This window comes from Shimia sp., from assembly GCF_041624275.1.
In the GTDB taxonomy this organism is placed as follows: domain Bacteria; phylum Pseudomonadota; class Alphaproteobacteria; order Rhodobacterales; family Rhodobacteraceae; genus Shimia.
In genome coordinates this window covers 1-20,510 of sequence record NZ_JBFJVE010000026.1, presented here as the reverse complement: position 1 = coordinate 20,510, position 20,510 = coordinate 1, and the positions used below count along the sequence as shown (strand labels likewise).

The following is a 20,510-nucleotide window of genomic DNA, read 5'->3' as shown; positions in this document are numbered from 1 at the left end:
GGCGCGCCCGAGTTCATGTCGATCGAGGACACGAAGGCGCCGAAGATCGCCGGGGCACCGGGGCGCACCAGCTGGTTGTAGGCGACACCGGCCAGCACCTCGGCCAGAACCTGGGTCAGCGTGCCGGCCACCGAGACCGGCGCCATGGCGCCGCCGACGATGAAGGGCGAGATGATGCAGGCCTGGTTGTTCTGCGCATAGACCTCGAGCGAGCCCATCATCACATCGTCGAAGGTCATCGGCGAGTTGATGTTGGTCAGCGAGGTCATGACGGTGTTGTTCTGAACGAAATCTTCGCCGAACAGGACGCCGCACATGTCGACCGAATCCTGGGCTCGGCTGGGCTCGGTCACCGAGCCCATGAAGGGTTTGTCGGACAGGGTCATATGCGCCAAGAGCATGTCGAGATGGCGTTTGTTGACCGGAATGTCGGTGGGTTCGCAGACCGTGCCGCCGGAATGGTGCAGCCATTTCGACATATAGGCGAGCTTCACGAACTTGTTGAAATCCTCCATCGTCGCATAGCGCCGTCCTCCGGCGATGTCGCGCACGAAGGGCGGGCCGTAGACCGGCGCCAGCACCAGGTTCCTGCCGCCGATCTCGACCGAACGCCCGGGGTTGCGGGCGTGCTGGGTGAATGTCGACGGCGCGGTCGCGCACAGTTTGCGCGCCAGTCCGCGCGGGATGCGCACCCGTTCGCCGGTGACATCGGCGCCGGCCTCGCGCCAGCGCTCAAGCGCCGCCGGGTTGTCGACGAAGTTCACCCCGACCTCTTCGAGGATGGTGTCGGCGTTATACTCGATGATCTCGAGCGCCTCTTCGTTCAGCACCTCAAAATTCGGGATGTTGCGCTGGATGAACTTGGCGGTTTCGAACGAAACGGCGCCGCGCTCGGCCCGGCGGGCTGCGCCCCCGCCACCACGGCTGCGACGACGTGCTCTGGCTTCTGACATGGTCTTTCCTCACCACAAAGGCGTTACATTGCTGCTCCTGATCTAAACCGGCTTCGCCACCGGGCGACGAATGATAACGGCCATTGCGGTTGAAAAGCGACATTCTTGTCGCCGGCGCGGTCGGGCGCGGCAAAAAATGCCCGCCCCCGGGGCCGTCGGGCGCTCTGTCTCTTGCGCAAGACCCCGCTCTCGCCTATTCGGCAGGCATGAGTGACACATCCCACGACCGCCTTCTCATCATCGACTTTGGCAGCCAGGTGACGCAGCTGATCGCGCGCCGCCTGCGCGAACTGAGCGTCTATTGCGAAATCCACCCCTACCAGAGCGTCACCATGGACATGGTGCGCGAGATGGCGCCCCGGGCGATCATCTTTTCCGGCGGGCCCGACAGCGTCACCCGCGAGGACAGCCCGCGCGCCCCGCAGGAGATTTTCGACTATGGGGTGCCGATCCTCGGCATCTGCTATGGTCAGCAGGTGATGATGCAGCAGCTGGGAGGCAAGGTCGAAAGCGGCCATGGCACCGCCGAGTTCGGCCGCGCCTATGTGACACCGAAGAACAGCCTCGACATTCTCGACGGCTGGTTCGCAGAAGGCGACGAACAGGTCTGGATGTCCCACGGCGACCACGTCAGCGAGATCGCGCCGGGCTTCGAGGTCTACGGCACCTCGCCCAACGCCCCCTTTGCGATCACCGCCGACACCGGCCGCCACTTCTACGCGGTGCAGTTCCACCCCGAGGTGCACCACACCCCGAACGGCGCCAAGCTTTATGAAAACTTCGTCAGGCTGGCCGGCTTCAAGGGCGACTGGACCATGGGCGCCTATCGCGACGAGATGATCGCCAAGATTCGCGAACAGGTTGGCGACAAGAAGGTCATCTGCGGCCTGTCGGGCGGCGTCGACTCCTCGGTCGCCGCGATCCTGATCCACGAGGCGATCGGCGACCAGCTGACCTGCGTCTTCGTCGACCACGGCCTGTTGCGCAAGAACGAGGCCGAGGAAGTCGTCGGCATGTTCCGCGACAACTACAATATCCAGCTCATCCACGCCGATGAATCCGAGCTGTTCCTTGGCGAACTCGAGGGCCAGTCCGACCCCGAGACCAAGCGCAAGATCATCGGCAAGCTGTTCATCGACGTGTTCCAGAAACATGCCGACACCATCGACGGCGCCGAGTTTCTGGCGCAGGGCACGCTCTACCCGGATGTGATCGAAAGCGTCAGCTTCTCGGGCGGGCCTTCGGTCACCATCAAGTCGCACCACAACGTCGGCGGCCTGCCGGAAAAAATGGGCCTGAAACTGGTCGAGCCGCTGCGCGAATTGTTCAAGGACGAGGTTCGCGCGCTGGGCCGCGAGCTGGGCCTGCCGCAAAGCTTCATCGGCCGCCACCCCTTCCCCGGCCCGGGCCTCGCGATCCGCTGCCCCGGCGAGATCACCACCGAAAAGCTGAACATCCTGCGCGAGGCGGATGCGGTCTATATCGACCAGATCCGCAAACACGGGCTCTATGACGAAATCTGGCAGGCTTTTGTTGCCATCCTGCCGGTGCGCACCGTCGGCGTGATGGGCGACGGGCGCACCTATGACTATGCCTGCGCCCTGCGCGCGGTGACCTCGGTCGATGGCATGACGGCGGATTACTATCCGTTCAGCCACGAGTTCCTCGGTGAGACCGCGACCCGGATCATCAACGAGGTCAAGGGCATCAACCGCTGCACCTATGACATCACCTCGAAGCCTCCGGGCACCATCGAGTGGGAATGACCCCGCTTCAGGCGCCGCCCGACCGCGGCGCCTTTTTCTTGCGCGATTTTCATCTTTTCAGGCCCCGGCTTTGCTGTCACTCTGCGCCGAGGGGAGCGCAGGATGATATTCAGAACCAGCATGATGGCCATCTGTGCCGGCGGCGTGGCGATGGCCGGCCCGCCCCTTAAATGCAGCGGCACCGACCCTGACTGGACGCTGACGCTCGGCGCCAGCGAAGCCCGTTTCGACTATCTGCGCCGGACCCGGTTTCAGGTGCCGCAGTCCAGCCGCGCCGAAGGGCGCGACTGGCCGCGCGCCTATACGCTGATCGCCGATTTCGACAGCGCCATTCTGCTGGTCGACAGAGCGCCCTGCGACGGCGGGCCCACAGCGGCGCCCTATGCCGCGCATGTCCTGACACAGCGCGGCCAGACCCCGATCCTGTTGACCGGCTGTTGCCGGACGCAGCAATGAGCGACACTCTGAAAGCCGCGCTCTGGATGAGCGGCGCGATCCTGTCCTTCACCTCGATGGCGGTGGCCGGGCGCGCGGTCGCGGGCGAACTCGATACTTTCGAGATCATGATGTATCGCAGCTTTGTCGGCGTCGCGATCGTCGTGAGCGTGGCCGCGGCCACCGGCAGGCTCGGCCAGATCAGCCGGCGCTCGCTGGGGCTGCACCTGTGCCGCAACGCGGCGCATTTCGCCGGCCAGAACCTGTGGTTCTGGGCGCTGACCATGATCCCGCTGGCCCAGGTCTTCGCGCTCGAGTTCACCTCGCCGCTCTGGGTGCTGGTGCTGTCGCCGCTGGTGCTCGGCGAAAGGCTGACGGGCATGCGCGCCCTGGCGGCGGTGATCGGCTTTGCCGGCATCCTGATCGTCGCCCGCCCCGGCACCACCGGGATCAGCGCCGGGGTGATCGCCGCCGCGCTTTCGGCCATCGGCTTTGCCTTTTCGATCATGCTGACCAAGCGCCTGACCCGCAGCGAGACCATCACCTGCATCCTGTTCTACCTCACCACCATGCAGGCGGTTCTGGGCATGGGGTTTGCCGGCTGGGACGGCGACGTCGCCCTGCCGAGTCCCGAGGCCACCCCCTGGCTTGCACTGATCGGCTGCGCCGGGCTGCTGGCGCATTACTGCCTGACCACCGCGCTCAGCATCGCGCCGGCGACGGTGGTGGTGCCCTTCGATTTCGTCCGACTGCCGGTGATCGGCATCATCGGCATGCTGTTTTACGGCGAACCGCTGGACCTCTGGGTGCTCTTGGGGGCGGTGGTGATCTTTGCCGGGAATTACCTCAATATCCTGCATGAAACCGGGGCCCGCCCGGCGCGCAACCCGGCAGACCATGATGCCGGCCCTGCCGGTCGCGACGCATAAGCGTTTGACCGCACGCCCTGCCCCGGCTACCAAACCGGCAAGGAAATCACGGGGCCCACAATGATCTATCGCTCTGCAAGGGACTGGCGCGCGGCGCCGCGCAAGAAAGTGCTGCTGTTCGGCATGTCGGGCCTGGGCAAGACCCATGTGTCGAACCTGCTGCGCGCCAGCGGTGACTGGTTTCACTATTCCATCGATTACCGCATCGGCACCCGCTATATGGGCGAGCATATCGCCGACAATGCCAAGCGCGAGGCGATGAAGAACCCTTTCCTGCGCGAATTGCTGATGACGGATTCGATCTATATCGGCTCCAACATCACCTTCAACAACCTCGCGCCCCTGTCGACCTATCTCGGCAAACCCGGCAACCCCGAGCGTGGCGGGCTGTCGTTCGAAGAATACATGCGCCGCCAGCAGCAGCACCAGGACGCCGAGATCGCCGCCCTGCTGGACACCGGCCATTTCATCGACCGCGCGCTTGATCTTTATGGCTATGACCATTTCATCTGCGACACCGGCGGCTCGATCTGCGAGGTCGTCGACCCGGACAACCCCGATGACCCGGTGCTGAAGGCCCTGTCTGAAAACACGCTGATGGTCTGGATCAAGGGCTCGGACGCCCATGCGGACGAGTTGGCGCGCCGTTTCGACAAGGCGCCCAAGCCGATGTATTACAAGCCGGAATTCCTGTTGGCGCGCTGGCAGCAATACCTTGACGAGACCGGCCTGAGCGAAGAGCAGGTCGACCCCGATGCCTTCGTGCGCTGGACCTATGCCGCCGCGCTGGCGCACCGGCAGCCGCTTTATGCCGGCATGGCGAAATGGGGGCTCACCGTCACCGCCGAAGAGGTCGCCGCCGTCTCGACCACCGCGCAATTCGACGACCTGATCGCCACCGCCCTTGAGCGCGGCTGAGCCAGGCTCTAAAACACAAGCTCCTGATAGCGGAAAGACCAAGTCCATGCCCATCAAACTGCCCTCCGACCTGCCTGCCTTTGACGTGCTCTCGCGCGAAGGCGTGATGGTCATGTCGGAGCGGCAGGCAGCCCGGCAGGACATCCGCCCCCTGCGCATCGGTCTGCTGAACCTGATGCCCAAGAAGATCCAGACCGAGAACCAGTTCGCGCGGCTGATCGGCGCCACCGCATTGCAGATCGAACTGTCGCTGATCCGCATGAGCGAGCACAAGACCCGCAACACGGCGGCCGAGCACATGGCCGAGTTCTACCGCCCGTTTTCCGAGATCAAGGCCTCGGGCGAGAAATTCGACGGGCTGATCATCACCGGCGCGCCGATCGAACACCTGCCCTTTGACGAGGTGACCTATTGGGACGAGCTGCGCGAGGTCTTCGACTGGACCCAGAGCCATGTCCATTCGACCTTTGGCGTGTGCTGGGGCGGCATGGCGATGATCAACTATTTCCACGGCGTGCAGAAACATATTCTCGACCGCAAGGCCTTTGGCTGTTTCCGCCATGTCAACCGCGACCCGGCCTCGCATTACCTGCGCGGCTTCTCGGATGACTGCGTGATCCCGGTCAGCCGCTGGACCGAGATGAAACAGGCCGAGATCGACGCCGCGCCGGGGCTGAAAACCCTGCTCGGCAGCGACGAGGTCGGCCCCTGCCTGGTCGAAGACGCCGGGCACCGCGCACTCTATATCTTCAACCATTTCGAATATGACAGCGAGACGCTGAAACAGGAATATGACCGCGACGTCGCCGAGGGCACGCCGATCAACGTGCCGATCAACTACTATCCCGACGACGACCCGAGCCGAAAGCCGATGAACCGCTGGCGCAGCCACGCGCATCTGCTTTATGGCAACTGGATCACCGAGATCTATGAAACCACCCCCTATGACCTCGCCGAGATCGGTGGCTGAGACAGCCGCCCTTTGGGCATCGGATTGCACTGGCTGCCCAGCCGGCCCATATTGATTGCAAACGGAGGAGTTCCATGGACCTGCCCTTTGACGGCGCGATCAGCGACTATTTCGAGAACGCGGCGCCCGAGCCGATCCGTCAGGCGATCCGCTTTGCCGAAAAGGGCGAAATCCTCGATCGCGGCTTTCCCCACCCCGACAGGCTCAACCGCAAGGCCTATGAGGCCGGCATGGCGGGGCTGCAATGCGAGCTGGTAAAGCTGCAACGCTGGGTCAAGGACAGCAACCAGCGCGTCGCCATCGTCTTCGAAGGCCGCGACGCCGCCGGCAAGGGCGGCACGATCAAGCGCTTCCGCGAGAACCTGAACCCGCGCGGGGCGCGGGTGGTGGCGCTGTCCAAACCCAGCGAGACGGAACGCAGCCAATGGTATTTCCAGCGCTATATCGATCACCTGCCCTCGGGTGGCGAAATCGTGTTCTTCGACCGCTCCTGGTACAATCGCGGCGTGGTGGAAAAGGTCTTCGACTTCTGCACCGACGATCAGAGGGCGCATTTCTTCAACCAGGTCAATGACTTCGAAAGGATGCTGGCCGACGAAGGCATCCTGCTGTTCAAATTCTGGCTCAATGTCGGGCGCGCCGAACAGCTGCGCCGCTTTCTCAACCGCGAATCCGATCCGCTGAAGCAGTGGAAACTGAGCTGGATCGACGTCGAGGGGCTGAAACGCTGGGACGCCTACACCCGGGCGATCGGCGAAACCCTTGCGCGCAGCCATTCCGAGGCCGCGCCCTGGACGGTGATCCGCTCGGACGACAAGCGGCGGGCACGGCTGGCGGCAATCCGCCATGTGCTCGGGCAGATCGACTACGCGCGCCGCGATTCCGGCAACCTGCCCGCCGCCGACCCGGGCATCTGCGGCGGTCCGGACATCTGGAATGCGTAAGCGCGGCTATCATCACGGCAACCTGCGCCAGGCGCTGATCGAGGCGGCGCTGAAGCTGATCGAGGCCAAGGGGCCGACCGGCTTCACCCTGTCCGAGGCCGCCAAGCAGGCCGGGGTGACGCCGGCGGCGGTCTATCGTCATTTCGAGGGGCGCGAAGACTTGATCGCCGAGGCGGCGCGCCAGGGCTATGCGATCTTTGCCGACCTGATGCAATATGCCTATGACAAGGGCCAGCCCTCGGCGCTGGCTTCATTCGAGGCGACCGGGCGCGCCTATCTGGCCTTTGCACGCAAGTATCCCGGCCATTACATCGCCATGTTCGAAAGCGGCATCTCGGTCAACCGCACGCCCGAACTGGCCGATGTGGCGGCGCGGGCGCGCGGCGTGATGGAAAAGGCCGCCGCCGATCTCTCCAAGCATATTCCGCCGGAAAAACGCCCGCCCGCCAGCATGTTCTCGGCCCATATCTGGGCCATGAGCCACGGGGTGGTGGAGCTTTTCGCGCGCAACTCGCCGGGCAGTCAAAGCCCCTTTCCGCCCGAGGACCTGCTGGAAAGCGGCATCGGCGTCTACCTGCGCGGGCTGGGTCTGGTGGCACCGGACGAATGAGCCGCCCGCTCAGGCGCGCACGGCACCGGATTTCGCCGCCAGTTCGCCGGTGACCCAGGTCAGAAGCGACTTGTAGGCCAGCCCCGAGATCAGCGGCGTGCCCACCAGAAGCGCGCCATAGACCGACAGTTCCGCAACCAGCCCCATGCCCCGCGACAGGGCGATGACCTGAAGCTGCAGGAAGGCCGCGACCGGGAAGGTCAGCGCCGCCCAGGTCGGAGTCCATGGCCCGCGCACGATCCAGGGCGCGATCAGCAGGAAGCCGGCCGCCGTGACCGTGGCGATCCAGTAGAACAGCAGGAAGCCGGCATCATGCCCAAGCAGGGCGAAACCGATGCCGAACAGGCAGTTGGGGGCCAGAAAGATCACCAGGCTCGGGCGCAGCGTCACCGGCATCGACCGGGGCCTGAGGTTGACCAGAAGCCCGGCGGTGATGATCATATAGGCGATCAGCGCCGCATAGATCAGCGCGATGCTTTCCCAGACATAGCCCAGCTGCATTCCGGCCACCGGGCCGACCACCGGGCCGACGAAGGTCAGATACTGGAACGGGGTGAACTGGCGTTTTTCCGGCGGATCCGTCCAGATCGCCCAGCAGCCCAGCCCGCTGGCGACGATCTGCATCACCACCCCGGTCCACCACACCTGCGGCACCGAGAAGCCCAGCGGAATCAATGCCGCCGCCAGCAGCATCATCGCCATCGCCGCCGCCGCCAGCCCGGCGCGCGCCGGCGGGTTGCGCAGCTCTTCCAGGATCACGCCGGGCCGTGCCAGAACCTTGAACAGATACATGGCGAGAAAATATAGGAAAAACGCCGAGGCGCCGCCAAGGAACAGATCGCCGATCTCATGCGCCAGCGGCAGAATATCGGCCGCATTGCGCCAGCCGAGGCCAAGACCAAGCAACGCCAGGCAGACCGGAAACACCGCCGGCGGCGTTCTCCTCCACAGGGGGCGTTCGAAAGGCATGTCGAGATCGGCTCCGGTTTCGTCTTGGGATCCCCTCCAGAAAACCTAAACAGGTTAAAATTTCAACAGTAAACCTTTTCCGGGCGCCCGGTTTTCAGGCATCGACGTCGAATATTGAGCATATCCGGTCGGCTCACGACCTTCCCTGCCCGTCCGAACTTGCTCTTTTGCGGCAGGTGCCGAAAAAGGGTTGTGACCTGAAAAACACGATTCGGCACCGACGTTTATTTCCGACTGTTTTAGTATGGTTAAGCTCGCAGATCCCGCCTAAACCCGCAGCGGCTCTTGCGGTCGCCAAGCCGCAGCACCCAAAAGCGCCCCGGACCGTTTTCTGTGGCGCCCCAGGCATAAGCCGTTTCACGACACCCAAGGAAGATACGATGAACCACCAAAGAACCGCCGTTTTTGCCGCCCTTGTGACCCTTCTGCCCCTTGCCGCGCAGGCCGACGCGCCTGCCTTCTACGGCGGCACGGCGGGCAGCGTCACCTTCGACGATCAGCTTTCGCACAGCGGCAACACCTTCGAAGCCTATATCGGCGCCGAGCTGAACGGATTCTACGCCGAGGCCTGGATGGGCTCGCTCAGCGATCCGGTCGATGATTTCGAGTTCGAGCTTTCGGCCGGCTATGGCGCCGATCTCAACGACTCGCTCAGCTATGCGCTTTGGGCCACCGGCTTTTACCTCAACAACTCGGGCTATCAGAACTACGAACTGGCCGCCGGTCTCTACTATGCCGCCAGTGACTCGCTCGAGCTCGGCACCGAGCTGGCCTGGGATCCGGCGACCGACGATCTGAACAAGGCGGTGCTGTTCAGCTGGGGCGCCAGCGATCGCATCACCGTCGAGGGCGAGCTGGGCCATAGCGATGCCAACAGCGAAACCTATTGGGAACTCGCCGCGCTCTACGATCTCGGCAAGGGTTTCGGCACCGGGCTGCTCTATGAAGACACCAATACCGGCGCCGGTCAGGTCTCGCTGATCCTCAGCTGGGACATCGAGTAACCGCCTGACGAGCCGGGCTGCCCGATCTCCGAGACCGGGCAGCCCGCAATGACGGCGCATCAGGCACCGCGCAGGATCAGACCGCGGCGCTGTCGCCGCGCGCCTTTCTCACCGTGTTCAGCAGCTCGGCGATCTCGGGCTTGCACGAGCCGCAGTTGGTCCCTGCCCCCAGGGCTTCGCCGATACTTTCGACCGAGACCAGCGCCCGGCTTTCGATCGCCGAGACGATGCTGTTGACCCCGACCCCGAAACAGGAACACAGGATCGGCCCCGGGTTGGGCACATCGGCGGCCGGCCGGCCGCTGAGCACATCCCCGGCGGGCTCGCCGGGAAGGGTGGCGAGATAGTCGCGCATCACCGCGACCGGACGCGGCGACACGAACAGGGCCGCCGCCAGCCCCCGCTGGTCACGGAGCGCGATCCGGGCGCTGCCGCGATGGCTGTCGATCACCGATGCGACCTCGGCCTCGGGCAGGTCGAACAGGCGCCGTGCCTCGGCCTCCCAGTCGGCCGGTGCCACCGCCCCGGCCAGTTCGGCGCGGTAGCCGGCAGCGGTGCGCGCCAGCGCCCAGTAGTCGCAGCGCGGCGCCATTTCGCCCCGGGACACGGCAAAGCCGTACCAGCCCGCCTCCCAGCGGCGTACCGAAACCACGGCGGCCTTGCTTTCGGGCTGACCCGAAACCGGATCGCAGGCCGCCGCCACCAGAGCATCGATGCGCCCCGAGGGGGCGGTCTCGGCGGTCCAGTGGATCGGGGCAAAGACCTGTCCGGGCGGCACCGCGTCGGTGATCCGGGCGCGCAGGATGGCGGCCCCGGTCGGGGCCTCGGCCCGCACCAGATCGGCGGCGGCCACGCCCAGCCGGGCGGCATCCTCGGGGTGGATCTCGAGGAAAGGTTCGGCAAGATGGGCCGAAAGCCGCGGGCTCTTGGCGGTCCGGGTCATGGTGTGCCACTGGTCGCGCACCCGCCCGGTGTTCAGGCGCAGCGGGAAACGCGGCGACGGGGCGGCGGCCGGCGGCGCCCAGGTCACCGCCACCAGCCGGGCCTTGCCGTCGCGGTGAAAGAACTGCCCGTCGGCAAAGAACCGTCCGCCCTGCCGGCTCCCGGACACCGGCCATCTCTGCGGCGCGAGGTCGCGATACTGGTGATCGCCGATCCCGGCCAGGCCCGAGATGTCGAAATCGCGGCCAAAGCGGCCGGCGATGCCCGACAGGGCCGCGTGTTCGCGGAAGATCTCGGCCTCATCGGCATAGTCGAAAGCACCGGCAAAGCCCATGCGCCGACCGACCTCGGCCAGGATCTGCCAGTCGGGGCGCGCCGTGCCCGGAGCGGGCAGCACCGCGCGCTGGCGGCTGATGGTGCGGTCCGAATTGGTGACGGTGCCGCTTTTCTCGGCCCAGGCGGTGGCGGGCAGCAGGACATCGGCAAGCCGCGCGGTGTCGTTGCGCGCGGTGATGTCGCTGACCACGGTGAACGGACAGGCCGCGATGGCATCGCGCACCGCGTCGGCCTCGGGCATCGACACGGCAGGGTTGGTGTGGATGATCCACAGCGCCTTGATCCGGCCGTCCGCGACGGCGCGGAACATGTCGACCGCCTTCAGCCCGGCGCGGTCGGGAAGCCGCGGCGCGCGCCAGAAATCCCCGACCGCCGCCCGGTGCTCGGCATTCTCGAGGTCGAGGTGACAGGCCAGCATGTTGGCCAGCCCGCCGACCTCGCGCCCGCCCATGGCATTGGGCTGGCCGGTGACCGAGAACGGCCCGCAGCCGGGCTTGCCGATGCGGCCGCTGGCGAGATGGCAGTTCAGGATCGCGTTGACCTTGTCGGCGCCCGAGGTCGACTGGTTCACCCCCTGCGAATAGATGGTCACCACCTTTTCGGTGCCGGTCCAGAGCCCGCAGAAGGCGCGGATCTCGTCTTCGCTGAGCCCGCTCACCCCGGCCGGATCCTGCCGCGCCGCCGCGATCGCCGCCTCGAGCCCTTCGGCGTGCCGCAGGTAATCGCGGTCGAGGGCGCCGCCGTCGTGAATTGCCAGCAGCAGGCGGTTGAACAGCGCCACGTCGCTGCCCGGCGCCAGCGCCAGATGCATGTCGGCCTGATCGCAACTGGCGGTGCGGCGCGGATCGATGACGACGATCCGGGTGCCACGGGTCTCGCGCGCGGCCAGAAGCCGCTGATACAGAACCGGGTGGCACCAGGCGAGGTTGGAGCCGACCAGCACCACGAGATCGGCTTCGTCGATATCCTCGTAGGTGCCCGGCACCGTGTCGGTGCCAAAGGCGCGTTTGTGCCCGGCGACCGACGAGGCCATGCAGAGCCGCGAGTTGGTGTCGATATTGGCCGAGCCGATGAACCCCTTCATCAGCTTGTTGGCGACATAATAGTCCTCGGTCAGGAGCTGCCCCGAGACATAGAATGCCACGCTGTCGGGCCCATAGTGCGATATGGTCCGCGCGAACCGGTCGGCCACCAGTTGCAGCGCATCGTCCCAGCCGGTGTCGAGCCCGTTGACGCGCGGCCCCAGCAGCCGATCCTCGAGCCCGACGGTCTCGCCGAGCGCGCTGCCCTTGGAACAGAGGCGTCCGCGATTGGCCGGGTGCTCGGGATCGCCCCGCACTGCCAGACCGCCCTTGCCATCGGGGCTGAGCAGCACCCCGCAACCGACCCCGCAATAGGCGCAGGTAGAGCGCGTTTCCTTCACGTCCCTTGCCTTCATACTGCCGCCCTCCGGCTTGCCTGTGTCGCGCCGTTGTTCGCATTCGGCACGATGGATGATGACCGGGAAAGACCGTCGCAACCCGATTGCGCCGCCTCAGGCGCCAAGACTGCAACGGCCGGGAAAGGGTCTTCGGGGTCGCCCCCCTGCATGTCCGGCCCGAAAATCAATGTCTCGCGCATCGCCTCGATGTTCGTGCCGTCCTTGATCAGCTGGAAGAACCAGTTGCCGTCGGCCGTGTCGCCGTACATCACCGCGCCGACAAGCCGGTCGCCTTCGAGAACCAGCCGCTTGTAGACCCCCCGCGCCGGATCGCGCAGGACGATATCCTCGCGGCCCTCGCTGGCGGCGAAATCACCGGCGCTGAACAGATCGCAGCCGGTGACCTTCAGCTTGGTCGCGGTGTCCCTGACGACGAAAGACGCATCCTCGCCGATCAGGCTTTGCGCCAGCACCCGCGCCTGATCGTAGAGCGGGGCCACGAGACCGAAGAGATGGCCCTCGAATTCGACGCATTCGCCCACCGCGTAGACATCGGGGTCGGTCAGGCTCTGCATCCGCGCGTTGACCTCGATCCCGCGCGCCACCTCGAGCCGCGCATCGGTGGCCAGACGGGTCTCGGGGCGGATGCCCACCGCCATCACCACGAGGTCGGCCTCGAGCCCGGTATTGTCCTCGAGCAGGACACCCTCGACCCTGTCGGTGCCAAGGATCGCGGCGGTCGAGGCGCGGGTCATGATCTTCAGCCCGCGGCTTTCGAGGTCGCGGCGCAACAGCGCGCCCGCCGCCTCGTCGAGCTGACGTTCCATCAGATGCCCCATCAGGTGCAGAACGGTGACCTCCATGCCGCGTTCGGCGAGGCCCGCCGCCGCCTCCAGCCCCAGAAGCCCGCCGCCGATGACCACCGCCTTGCCGCCCTTGGCCGCCGCCGCGATCATCGCATTGGTGTCGTCGAGGTCGCGGTAGGTGACGACGCCGGGCAGATCCTTGCCCTGCACCGGGATGATGAAGGGGGCCGAGCCGGTGGCGATGACCAGCTTGTCATAGGCCACCGGCCCGTTCTGACCGTGGACGGTTTTCGCCGCCCGGTCGATGGCGACCACATGCTCGCCAAAGCGGCAGGTCACACCCTGCGCGGCATACCAGGCGTCATCGTGGGTGACGATCTCGGCATAGGTCTTGTCGCCCGCCAGCACCGGCGACAGCATGATCCGGTTGTAGGTGCCGCGCGGCTCGGCGTTGAACAGGGTGATGTCGAAGGCGCCGGGCGCCTCGGCCACCAGATGTTCGATCAGCCGCCCCGACGCCATGCCGGCGCCGATCACGACCAGTTTCCGCTTCATCTCTTTCACTCTGCAGCCGCCTTCAAGGGTTTCGGTTTCGGCTTGGCGCCATGTTCGTATTCCTCGAGGAAATCCAGCACCTCCTGCCGGTAGCGGTAGTAGTCCGGATGCTGGAGCAGCGCCTTGCGGGTGCGCGGGCGCGGCAGGTCGACATCGACGATCTTGCCGATGGTCGCCTGCGGCCCGTTGGTCATCATCACCACGCGGTCGGCCAGCAGGATCGCCTCGTCCACGTCATGAGTGACGCAGATCGCGGTGACCTTGGTGCGCGACCAGACCTCCATCAGCACTTCCTGAAGCTCCCAGCGGGTCAGGCTGTCGAGCATCCCGAAGGGTTCGTCGAGCAGCAACAGCTTGGGCGAGAGGGCAAAGGCACGGGCGATTCCGACCCGCTGCTGCATGCCGTTCGACATGTCGGTGGCCGGCTTGTCCATGGCATCGGCCAGCCCCACCCGTTCAAGATAGTATTCCACCACGTCCTGGCGCTCGGCCTGGCTGGCGCGCGGATAGACCTTGTCGACGCCGATGGCGACGTTTTCCTTGGCGCTGAGCCACGGAAAGAGGTTCGGCGACTGGAACACCACCGCCCGTTCCGGGTCGGCGCCGGCGACATGGGTGCCGTCGAGAACGATCGCCCCCTTGGAGATCTCGTTCAGCCCCGCCGCCATGGTCAGCACGGTGGATTTGCCGCATCCGGAATGGCCGATCAGCGAAATGAACTCGCCACGCTCGACCTTGAGATCGAAATCCTCGACCACGGTCAGCGGCCCCTTGGGGGTCGGATAGACCTTGTGCAGCTGGCTGAAGTCGAGATAGCGGTGCCGGATCGCGCCCTTGCGCGCCTCGGCGACGGCGCTCGGCAGGCCGTGGATCGGGGTCACGTCGGGCAACAGCCGCGTGCCCTCGACCTTGGCCTCGATGCCGACCTCCATCAGATAGCCGGTGACCTCGGCGCGCAGGGCCTTGAAGGCGGCGTCGGTGTTCATCGCCGCCCGGTCGCGCGGGCGCGGGATCGAGACCTTGAACTCGCGCCCAAGGGTGCCGTCCGGGTTCAGCGCGATGATCCGGTCGGCGAGGATGATCGCCTCGTCGACGTCATTGGTGATCAGCACGCAGGTTTTCTTGTCGGCCTCCCAGATCCGCTCGATCTCATCCGCGAGATTGGCCCGGGTCAGCGCATCAAGCGCCGACAGCGGCTCGTCCAGAAGCAGCATCTCGGGGTTCATCGCCAGCGCACGGGCCACGTTCACCCGCTGCCGCATCCCGCCCGACAGTTCCGCCGGGCGCCGGGTCGCGGCATGGCTCAGCCCCACCATATCGACGTAATGGGCGACCTTCTCGTCCTTTTCCGCCGCCGAAAGGTTGGGGAAGACCGTGTCCACCGCAAGGCGCACATTGCCGTTCACCGTCAGCCAGGGCATCAGCGAATAGCTCTGGAAGATCACGCCGCGTTCCGGGCTCGGCTCGCGGATCGGCGCGCCCTTGAAGGTCGCGGTGCCGCTGGAGGGGCGTTCCAGCCCGGCCATCAGGTTGATCAGCGTCGTCTTGCCGGTGCCCGAGAAGCCGAGAAGGACGAGGAACTCGCCCTCCTGCACCTCGAGGTCGATGTTCTTCAGCACATGGGCGGCGTGGATGCCGCTGCCAAAGCTCTGGCTGACGCCTTCGAGTTTGAGAATGCTCATCCCGGCCCCCTCAGCGGTTGTTGGTGAAGGTAAAGAGCGATTGCAGCGCATACATCACCCGGTCGAGCAGGAAGCCGATGATGCCGATGGTCAGCACCGCCACCATGATCTTGGCCAGCGACGAGGAACTGCCGTTCTGGAATTCGTCCCAGACGAATTTGCCGAGGCCCGGGTTCTGGGCCAGCATCTCGGCCGCGATCAAGACCATCCAGCCGACCCCGAGGCTGAGCCGCAGGCCGGTGAAGATCAGCGGCAGCGCCGAGGGCAGGACCAGCTTGGTGATCTTGGTCCAGGTGTTCATCTTCAGCACCTTGGAGACGTTGACCAGATCCTTGTCGATGCTCGACACACCGAGCGCGGTATTGATCAGCGTCGGCCACAGCGAACACAGGGTCACCGTGATCGCCGAGGTCAGGAAGCTCTTGGCGAACCAGCCGTCCGACGAGGTATAGACCGCCGAGACCACCATGGTCACGATCGGCAGCCAGGCCAGCGGCGACACCGGCTTGAAGATCTGGATCACCGGGTTCAGCGCCGCGTTGGCGGTCGGCGACAGACCGGCGGCAATGCCCAGCGGTATCGCCACCAGGCTGGCGATCAGGAAGCCGAAGAACACGGTTTTGATCGAGGTCCAGATCTGGCTGTAATAGCTCGGGGCGCCGGTATAGGCGCGCATGACGGGCTCCTTGCCCTGCGCGGCCCGGCGCTCGTTCAGCTGCTCCAGCTGGGTTTCGAACCTGGCCCGGCTGGCGGCCTTGGCCCGGGCGTCCTCGTGCAGGTTCACGGTCTCCTCCCAGACCTGCGCCGGCCCGGGGATCGCCCCGAGCGAGGTCTGCACGGTGGGCGCCAGCGCGGCCCAGAGGGCAAGGAAGCCGACGATCGCCAGCAGCGGCACGCCCAAGAGCCGCCAGATGTCGCCGAACTGCGCCTTGGGGTTGTCGCCGGCAAGGGCTTTCAGGATCGGGGTCAGCCAGGCAACCCCGATGATCTGAAACCATTTGTCGGCGGCGTTGATTCTGGTGAAAAGACGCTCGCGGCGGGCTTCGCGGGCGGCGTCGAGTTCGAAATTCGGGTCTGCGGTGCTCATCGTTCTGTCTCCTGGTGCATTGCGATGGATGCGGGCGGTGAGGACCGCCCGCACCCGTGGCACATCAGCCCTGAACCGCGTCGCCGACGACGACCTGTTCACCCTTCAGCCCGATCGGCAGGCTTTCGAGATAGGCGTTGGGCGCGCGGCCGTCATAGGCGATGCCGTCGATGATGTCGGCGGCCGGCGTCGGGGCCTTGAAACCATCGCTGTCCCAGGGGAAATCGGCTTCGTTCGCCAGCCCGTCATCAACCAGCGAACGGGCCGCTTCGAGGTAGATGTCGGGGCGGTAGACCGAGGCCGCGACATCCTTGTACCAGGCATCGCTCTTGGGTTCGGCGATCTGGCCCCAGCGGCGCATCTGGGTCAGGTACCAGATGGCGTCGGAGTAATAGGGATAGGTGGCGTTGTAGCGGAAGAACACGTTGAAGTCGGGAATGTCGCGCTTGTCGCCCTTCTCGAATTCGAAGAAGCCGGTCATCGAGTTGGCGATCACGTCATAATCGGCACCGACATATTCCGGACGGCTCAGGATCTGGACCGCCTCGGGCCGGTTGGCGTTGTCGTTCTCGTCCAGCCACATGGCGGCGCGGATCAGGGCGCGGACCACGGCCTTGGTGGTATTGGGGTTCTGTTCCGCAAAGTCGTTGGTGATGCCAAAGACCTTCTCGGGGTTGTTCTTCCACAGCTGGTAGTCGGTGATCACCGGCACCCCGATGCCCTTGAAGACCGCCTGCTGGTTCCAGGGTTCACCGACGCAATAGCCGTGGATCGTGCCCGCCTCGAGGGTCGCCGGCATCTGCGGCGGCGGGGTCACCGAAAGGAAGACATCGGCGTCGATCTGACCCGAGATGTTTTCCGGGCTGTAGTAACCGGGGTTGATGCCGCCGGCCGCCAGCCAATAGCGCAATTCGTAATTGTGGGTCGAGACCGGGAACACCATGCCCATGTTGAAGGCCTCGCCCTTGGCGTTGAACTCTTCGATCACCGGCACCAGCGCCTCGGCCGAGACCGGGTGCTGCGGGCGGCCGTCTTCCATCTTGGGGATATGCGGCAGCATCTTTTCCCAGACATCGTTCGACACCGTGATGCCGTTGCCGTTGAGATCCATCGAGAAGGGGGTGACGATATGGGCCTCGGTGCCGTAACCGATGGTGGCGGCCAGCGGCTGACCGGCCAGCATGTGCGCGCCGTCAAGCTGGCCGTCGATGACGCCGTCAAGCAACACCTTCCAGTTGGCCTGGGCCTCGAGGGTGACGAACAGCCCCTCGTCAAGGAAATAGCCCTGCTCGTAGGCCACGGCCAGGGGCGCCATGTCGGTCAGCTTGATGAAGCCGAAAGTCAGCTCGTCCTTTTCAAGATCGAGCAGCTCGGCAAAGGCCGGGCTGAACATGGCGGTAGAGGCGGCAAGTCCCAGTAGCAAGCGTTTCATTGTTGATCCTTTCGCGACTTCTGGTCCGCGTTGGCCGGGACCAGGCAAAACAAAAAAGGCCGATCACTGACCGCCGGGAAAACCAGCGGAAAGCGAGCGACCTTGCTCAGAACGTCCCAATCTTTGGGAAGGAAATCGGTGCGATCCACCCCGTTGTGGATGCAGCTCCGAGTATGCTGCGACGCAGCGAGCATTCAACAGAAAACCGGAAATCCGGCCAATTCCATTAACAATGCGTGGAATTTGCCTTTTTTTTCAGCAGAGCTACCCCAATGGGTCAAAAATGCGGCCATCGAAGAACTGGTTCGGCAGAAGAGTCAGCCCACCCCCGGCCGAGGCCACCGGCATCGCATGGGCAATCGCGCCCTCGACCTTTTCCGACGCGCCGGGCAGGTTGCCGTCAAGGCTGCCAAGATGCTGCCGGTAGAGATCGGCGCGGAACACGCCGGCCACCGCGTCGCGGTCATGATCGCCGCCGCCATAGAGGCCCTGCAACTGCCGCGCGATCCAGCGCGCCTGGCTGCGCCATGGAAAGTTGGCCGCGCCGTCGTGAAACTCGAGAAACCGCTCGACCACCCGCAATTCCCCCTGCCCCGATGCGGTCAGGTGGCCGAGAAGCGCGCGCTCGATCAGTTCGGCGGGCACGTCGAGATAGGCCTTGCGCGACAGCAGATCGCTGGCGGTGGCGCGCGCCTTCGCATCGCCCAGCCACCGTCCCGCCCGCCAGACCGCACGCATCAGGCGGGCCAGCAGCTCGGGCTCGGACTCGGCCCAGTTGCTGCGGGTCGCCAGCACTTTTTCCGGCGCGAAACTCCAGATCGCGTTGCCCGGCAGCAGCAGCGCCCCGGCGTCCTGCTCGACCGCGAAAGAGCCCCAGGGTTCGCCGACGCAGAAGGCATCGACATCTCCGGCAGCCAGGGCGCTGGCCATCAGCGGCGGCGGCACGGTGCGCAGGGTGATGCTGCCCGCCCCCAGCGCCGAGGCCCCGGCCCAGTAGCGCAGCAGCGCCACATGCATGGAAAACGGAAACGGCACCCCGAAGACAATCGGGCGGCGGCGGACCTTGGCCAGGGCGGCAGCGGCGGCCAGCGGGTCGGCAAAGTCAAAGCCGAAGCCTTCGGCCCGCAACTGCTGTTCCAGCTGCCTGCCGACGCCGATGACATTGCCGTTGACCGACAGCACCGAAACCGCCGACAGGGCCGTGGTGACACCGCCAAGCCCCATCGCCATGGCGATCGGCAGCGGCGACAGCATATGGGCGGCATCGACGCGGCCAAAGGCCAGCATGTCGCGCAGGCTGGACCAGGAAGGCGCCGGGATCAGCTCGAGGGCGATGCCCTCGGCCTCGGCAAAGCCCATGTCCTGGGTGACGATCAGCGGCGCCGCATCGACCAGCGGCATGAAGGCGACGGGGATGGTGACCGTTCTCATCCCAGCAGCCCCGCTGCCGTGACCAGCGCCTCGGCGACGTCTGCGACCCTGCGCCCCTGATCCATGGCGGTCTTGCGCAACAGCGCATAGGCGGCGCTTTCGTCCAGCCCCTTGGCCTTCATCAACAGCCCCTTGGCGCGGTCGATGACCTTGCGTTCCTCGAGCGCACGGCGGGTCTCGGCCAGTTCGCTGCGCATCTGGCGCAAGACCCCGAAGCGGGCAATCGCGGTGTCGAGCACCGGCTTGATCCGCCCCGGCGACAGCCCGTCGACGACATAGGCGGAAACCCCCGCCTCGATGGCGGCCTGAGCCAGCCCCCCGGCCGCCCCCGAGACGAACATCGCCACCGGCCGTTCCAGCGGCCCCGAGGCCAGGGTCAGCTCTTCCATCACGTCGCGGGTCGGGTTGTCGATGTCGATCAGCACCACATCGGGCCTGTGGGCGGCGATCTTGCGGGCCAGGCCACTGGAATTGCCGATCACGAAGACATCGCAGTCCGAGGCGTCCTTCAGCGCATCGACGATCGCCATGGCCCGGTCGCGGTCTTCCTCGACCACCACGATCGTCAGGGCCTCGGCCATGGGCTCGCGGTTGCCCTCGGTTCCTTTAGTCATCGCATCACCTGTCTTCTCGTCGAAATCGGCCACGGCTCGGCCCTCGGCAGTCACTTTGGCTTGGCCCGGAACGCATCGGTGTTCCGCTTCTCAGGACATAGGCGGGTGACGCAAACAGGCAATGGCGGCCGCGAGCGGCCCCTTGGCACGGGTCTCAGCCCCGCGGCCCCGACCCGAGCGGTGCGCCCCCCTGCGTCACCAATGGTCGCGCCGATCTGCCCTAGTTGCGAAAACCCCATTTCACACCTGCGACCTGTTCCACATTGCCGGCAGAATCCGGGCCTGCCGCGCGATGCCGCCTCGGCAAGGCAGCATGAATGTCGCGGGGCATCAATGAGGGTTTGGATAACAAGGCAAGTTCACCGGCAAGTGACCACAAGATCGGCAATCCAGGGTGCAAGTGCCCAATTTTTCACCGCCGGACCAAGGCTGGGCGCGACAGGAACGCCCCCCGGACGGCGGCGCCGGAACAGGGTGGAAAGTCGTGATGGGGGCATCCGCACAGAACAGGGCTCGCGGCCGAAAGGGCGGTGGCAGCAGGCCAAGGATGCAGGAAGATTTGGCGCACCTGAGAGGATTCGAACCTCTGGCCTCTGCCTTCGGAGGGCAGCGCTCTATCCAGCTGAGCTACAGGTGCGTTGCCCGCGATATAGCCGCCGCTCTCCGATCAAACGGCCATCGTCGGCCTCTACCCGTCGCAGGAGATC

Annotated in this window: 16 protein-coding genes, 1 tRNA gene and 1 pseudogene; 8 read left to right on the top strand and 10 right to left on the bottom strand. The window is 65.5% G+C overall.

Translation table 11 applies throughout. The features are described from left to right. On the bottom strand, positions 1–953 hold a 953-nt coding region (locus ABZD10_RS03735; protein WP_372884761.1), incomplete at its 3' end, for a trimethylamine methyltransferase family protein. 206 nt (positions 954–1,159) lie between these two features. Between ABZD10_RS03735 and guaA the strand changes: the two genes are divergently transcribed. From guaA to ABZD10_RS03700, 7 genes are all read left to right on the top strand, one after another. After that, on the top strand, positions 1,160–2,719 hold the full coding sequence (gene guaA, locus ABZD10_RS03730; RefSeq protein WP_372884760.1) for a glutamine-hydrolyzing GMP synthase: 1,560 nt from the start codon (positions 1,160–1,162) through the stop codon (positions 2,717–2,719). Positions 2,720–2,821: 102 nt separating this feature from the next. Then, complete coding sequence (locus tag ABZD10_RS03725) at positions 2,822–3,175, top strand: hypothetical protein (protein WP_372884759.1); 354 nt, start codon at positions 2,822–2,824, stop codon at positions 3,173–3,175. After that, positions 3,172–4,083 carry a DMT family transporter gene (locus ABZD10_RS03720; protein WP_372884758.1) on the top strand — a complete coding sequence of 304 codons (912 nt, stop codon included), beginning with the start codon at positions 3,172–3,174 and terminating at the stop codon, positions 4,081–4,083. Before ABZD10_RS03725 ends, ABZD10_RS03720 begins: the two co-directional genes overlap by 4 nt. 60 nt (positions 4,084–4,143) lie before the next feature. Continuing rightward, the gene (locus tag ABZD10_RS03715; RefSeq protein ID WP_372884757.1) at positions 4,144–5,001 is read left to right on the top strand and encodes an ATPase; all 858 of its coding nucleotides are present in this window, start codon (positions 4,144–4,146) and stop codon (positions 4,999–5,001) included. 46 nt (positions 5,002–5,047) lie between these two features. After that, positions 5,048–5,971 (top strand): homoserine O-succinyltransferase, encoded by a 924-nt coding sequence (metA, locus tag ABZD10_RS03710; protein WP_372884756.1) that lies wholly within the window; start codon positions 5,048–5,050, stop codon positions 5,969–5,971. A gap of 74 nt (positions 5,972–6,045) precedes the next feature. After that, positions 6,046–6,915, top strand: a complete 870-nt coding sequence (ppk2, locus tag ABZD10_RS03705; RefSeq protein ID WP_372884755.1) for a polyphosphate kinase 2 — start codon at positions 6,046–6,048, stop codon at positions 6,913–6,915. Beyond that, positions 6,908–7,525, top strand: a complete 618-nt coding sequence (locus tag ABZD10_RS03700; RefSeq protein ID WP_372884754.1) for a TetR/AcrR family transcriptional regulator — start codon at positions 6,908–6,910, stop codon at positions 7,523–7,525. The genes ppk2 and ABZD10_RS03700 overlap by 8 nt, the downstream gene beginning before the upstream one ends. A gap of 9 nt (positions 7,526–7,534) precedes the next feature. Here the strand turns inward: ABZD10_RS03700 and ABZD10_RS03695 are convergent, their stop codons facing one another. Then, on the bottom strand, positions 7,535–8,452 hold the full coding sequence (locus ABZD10_RS03695; protein WP_372884753.1) for a hypothetical protein: 918 nt from the start codon (positions 8,450–8,452) through the stop codon (positions 7,535–7,537). A gap of 422 nt (positions 8,453–8,874) precedes the next feature. On the opposite strand from ABZD10_RS03695, the gene ABZD10_RS03690 reads away from it, so the two are divergent. Continuing rightward, positions 8,875–9,498, top strand: a complete 624-nt coding sequence (locus tag ABZD10_RS03690) for a hypothetical protein (protein ID WP_372884752.1) — start codon at positions 8,875–8,877, stop codon at positions 9,496–9,498. 76 nt (positions 9,499–9,574) lie between these two features. Here the strand turns inward: ABZD10_RS03690 and ABZD10_RS03685 are convergent, their stop codons facing one another. From ABZD10_RS03685 to ABZD10_RS03650, 8 genes and pseudogenes are all read right to left on the bottom strand, one after another. Beyond that, the gene (locus ABZD10_RS03685; protein WP_372884751.1) at positions 9,575–12,214 is read right to left on the bottom strand and encodes a molybdopterin-dependent oxidoreductase; all 2,640 of its coding nucleotides are present in this window, start codon (positions 12,212–12,214) and stop codon (positions 9,575–9,577) included. A 23-nt stretch (positions 12,215–12,237) separates the two neighbouring features. Next, a pseudogene (locus tag ABZD10_RS03680) lies at positions 12,238–13,557 on the bottom strand (NAD(P)/FAD-dependent oxidoreductase); the annotation flags it as partial. A gap of 5 nt (positions 13,558–13,562) precedes the next feature. Beyond that, a complete protein-coding gene (locus ABZD10_RS03675; RefSeq protein ID WP_372884750.1) occupies positions 13,563–15,239 on the bottom strand; it encodes an ABC transporter ATP-binding protein in 1,677 nt (558 codons plus the stop codon). A gap of 10 nt (positions 15,240–15,249) precedes the next feature. Continuing rightward, positions 15,250–16,326 (bottom strand): ABC transporter permease, encoded by a 1,077-nt coding sequence (locus ABZD10_RS03670; protein WP_372884749.1) that lies wholly within the window; start codon positions 16,324–16,326, stop codon positions 15,250–15,252. Between the two features lie 64 nt (positions 16,327–16,390). Then, positions 16,391–17,758: a CmpA/NrtA family ABC transporter substrate-binding protein gene (locus ABZD10_RS03665; RefSeq protein ID WP_372884748.1), complete on the bottom strand. Its 1,368-nt coding sequence runs from the start codon at positions 17,756–17,758 to the stop codon at positions 16,391–16,393. Between the two features lie 264 nt (positions 17,759–18,022). Further along, positions 18,023–19,189: an ABC transporter substrate-binding protein gene (locus tag ABZD10_RS03660; protein WP_372884747.1), complete on the bottom strand. Its 1,167-nt coding sequence runs from the start codon at positions 19,187–19,189 to the stop codon at positions 18,023–18,025. Then, positions 19,186–19,770, bottom strand: a complete 585-nt coding sequence (locus ABZD10_RS03655; RefSeq protein WP_372884762.1) for an ANTAR domain-containing response regulator — start codon at positions 19,768–19,770, stop codon at positions 19,186–19,188. Before ABZD10_RS03655 ends, ABZD10_RS03660 begins: the two co-directional genes overlap by 4 nt. A gap of 593 nt (positions 19,771–20,363) precedes the next feature. Continuing rightward, positions 20,364–20,440: transfer RNA gene (locus tag ABZD10_RS03650), tRNA-Arg, on the bottom strand. Positions 20,441–20,510: the final 70 nt, after the last annotated feature.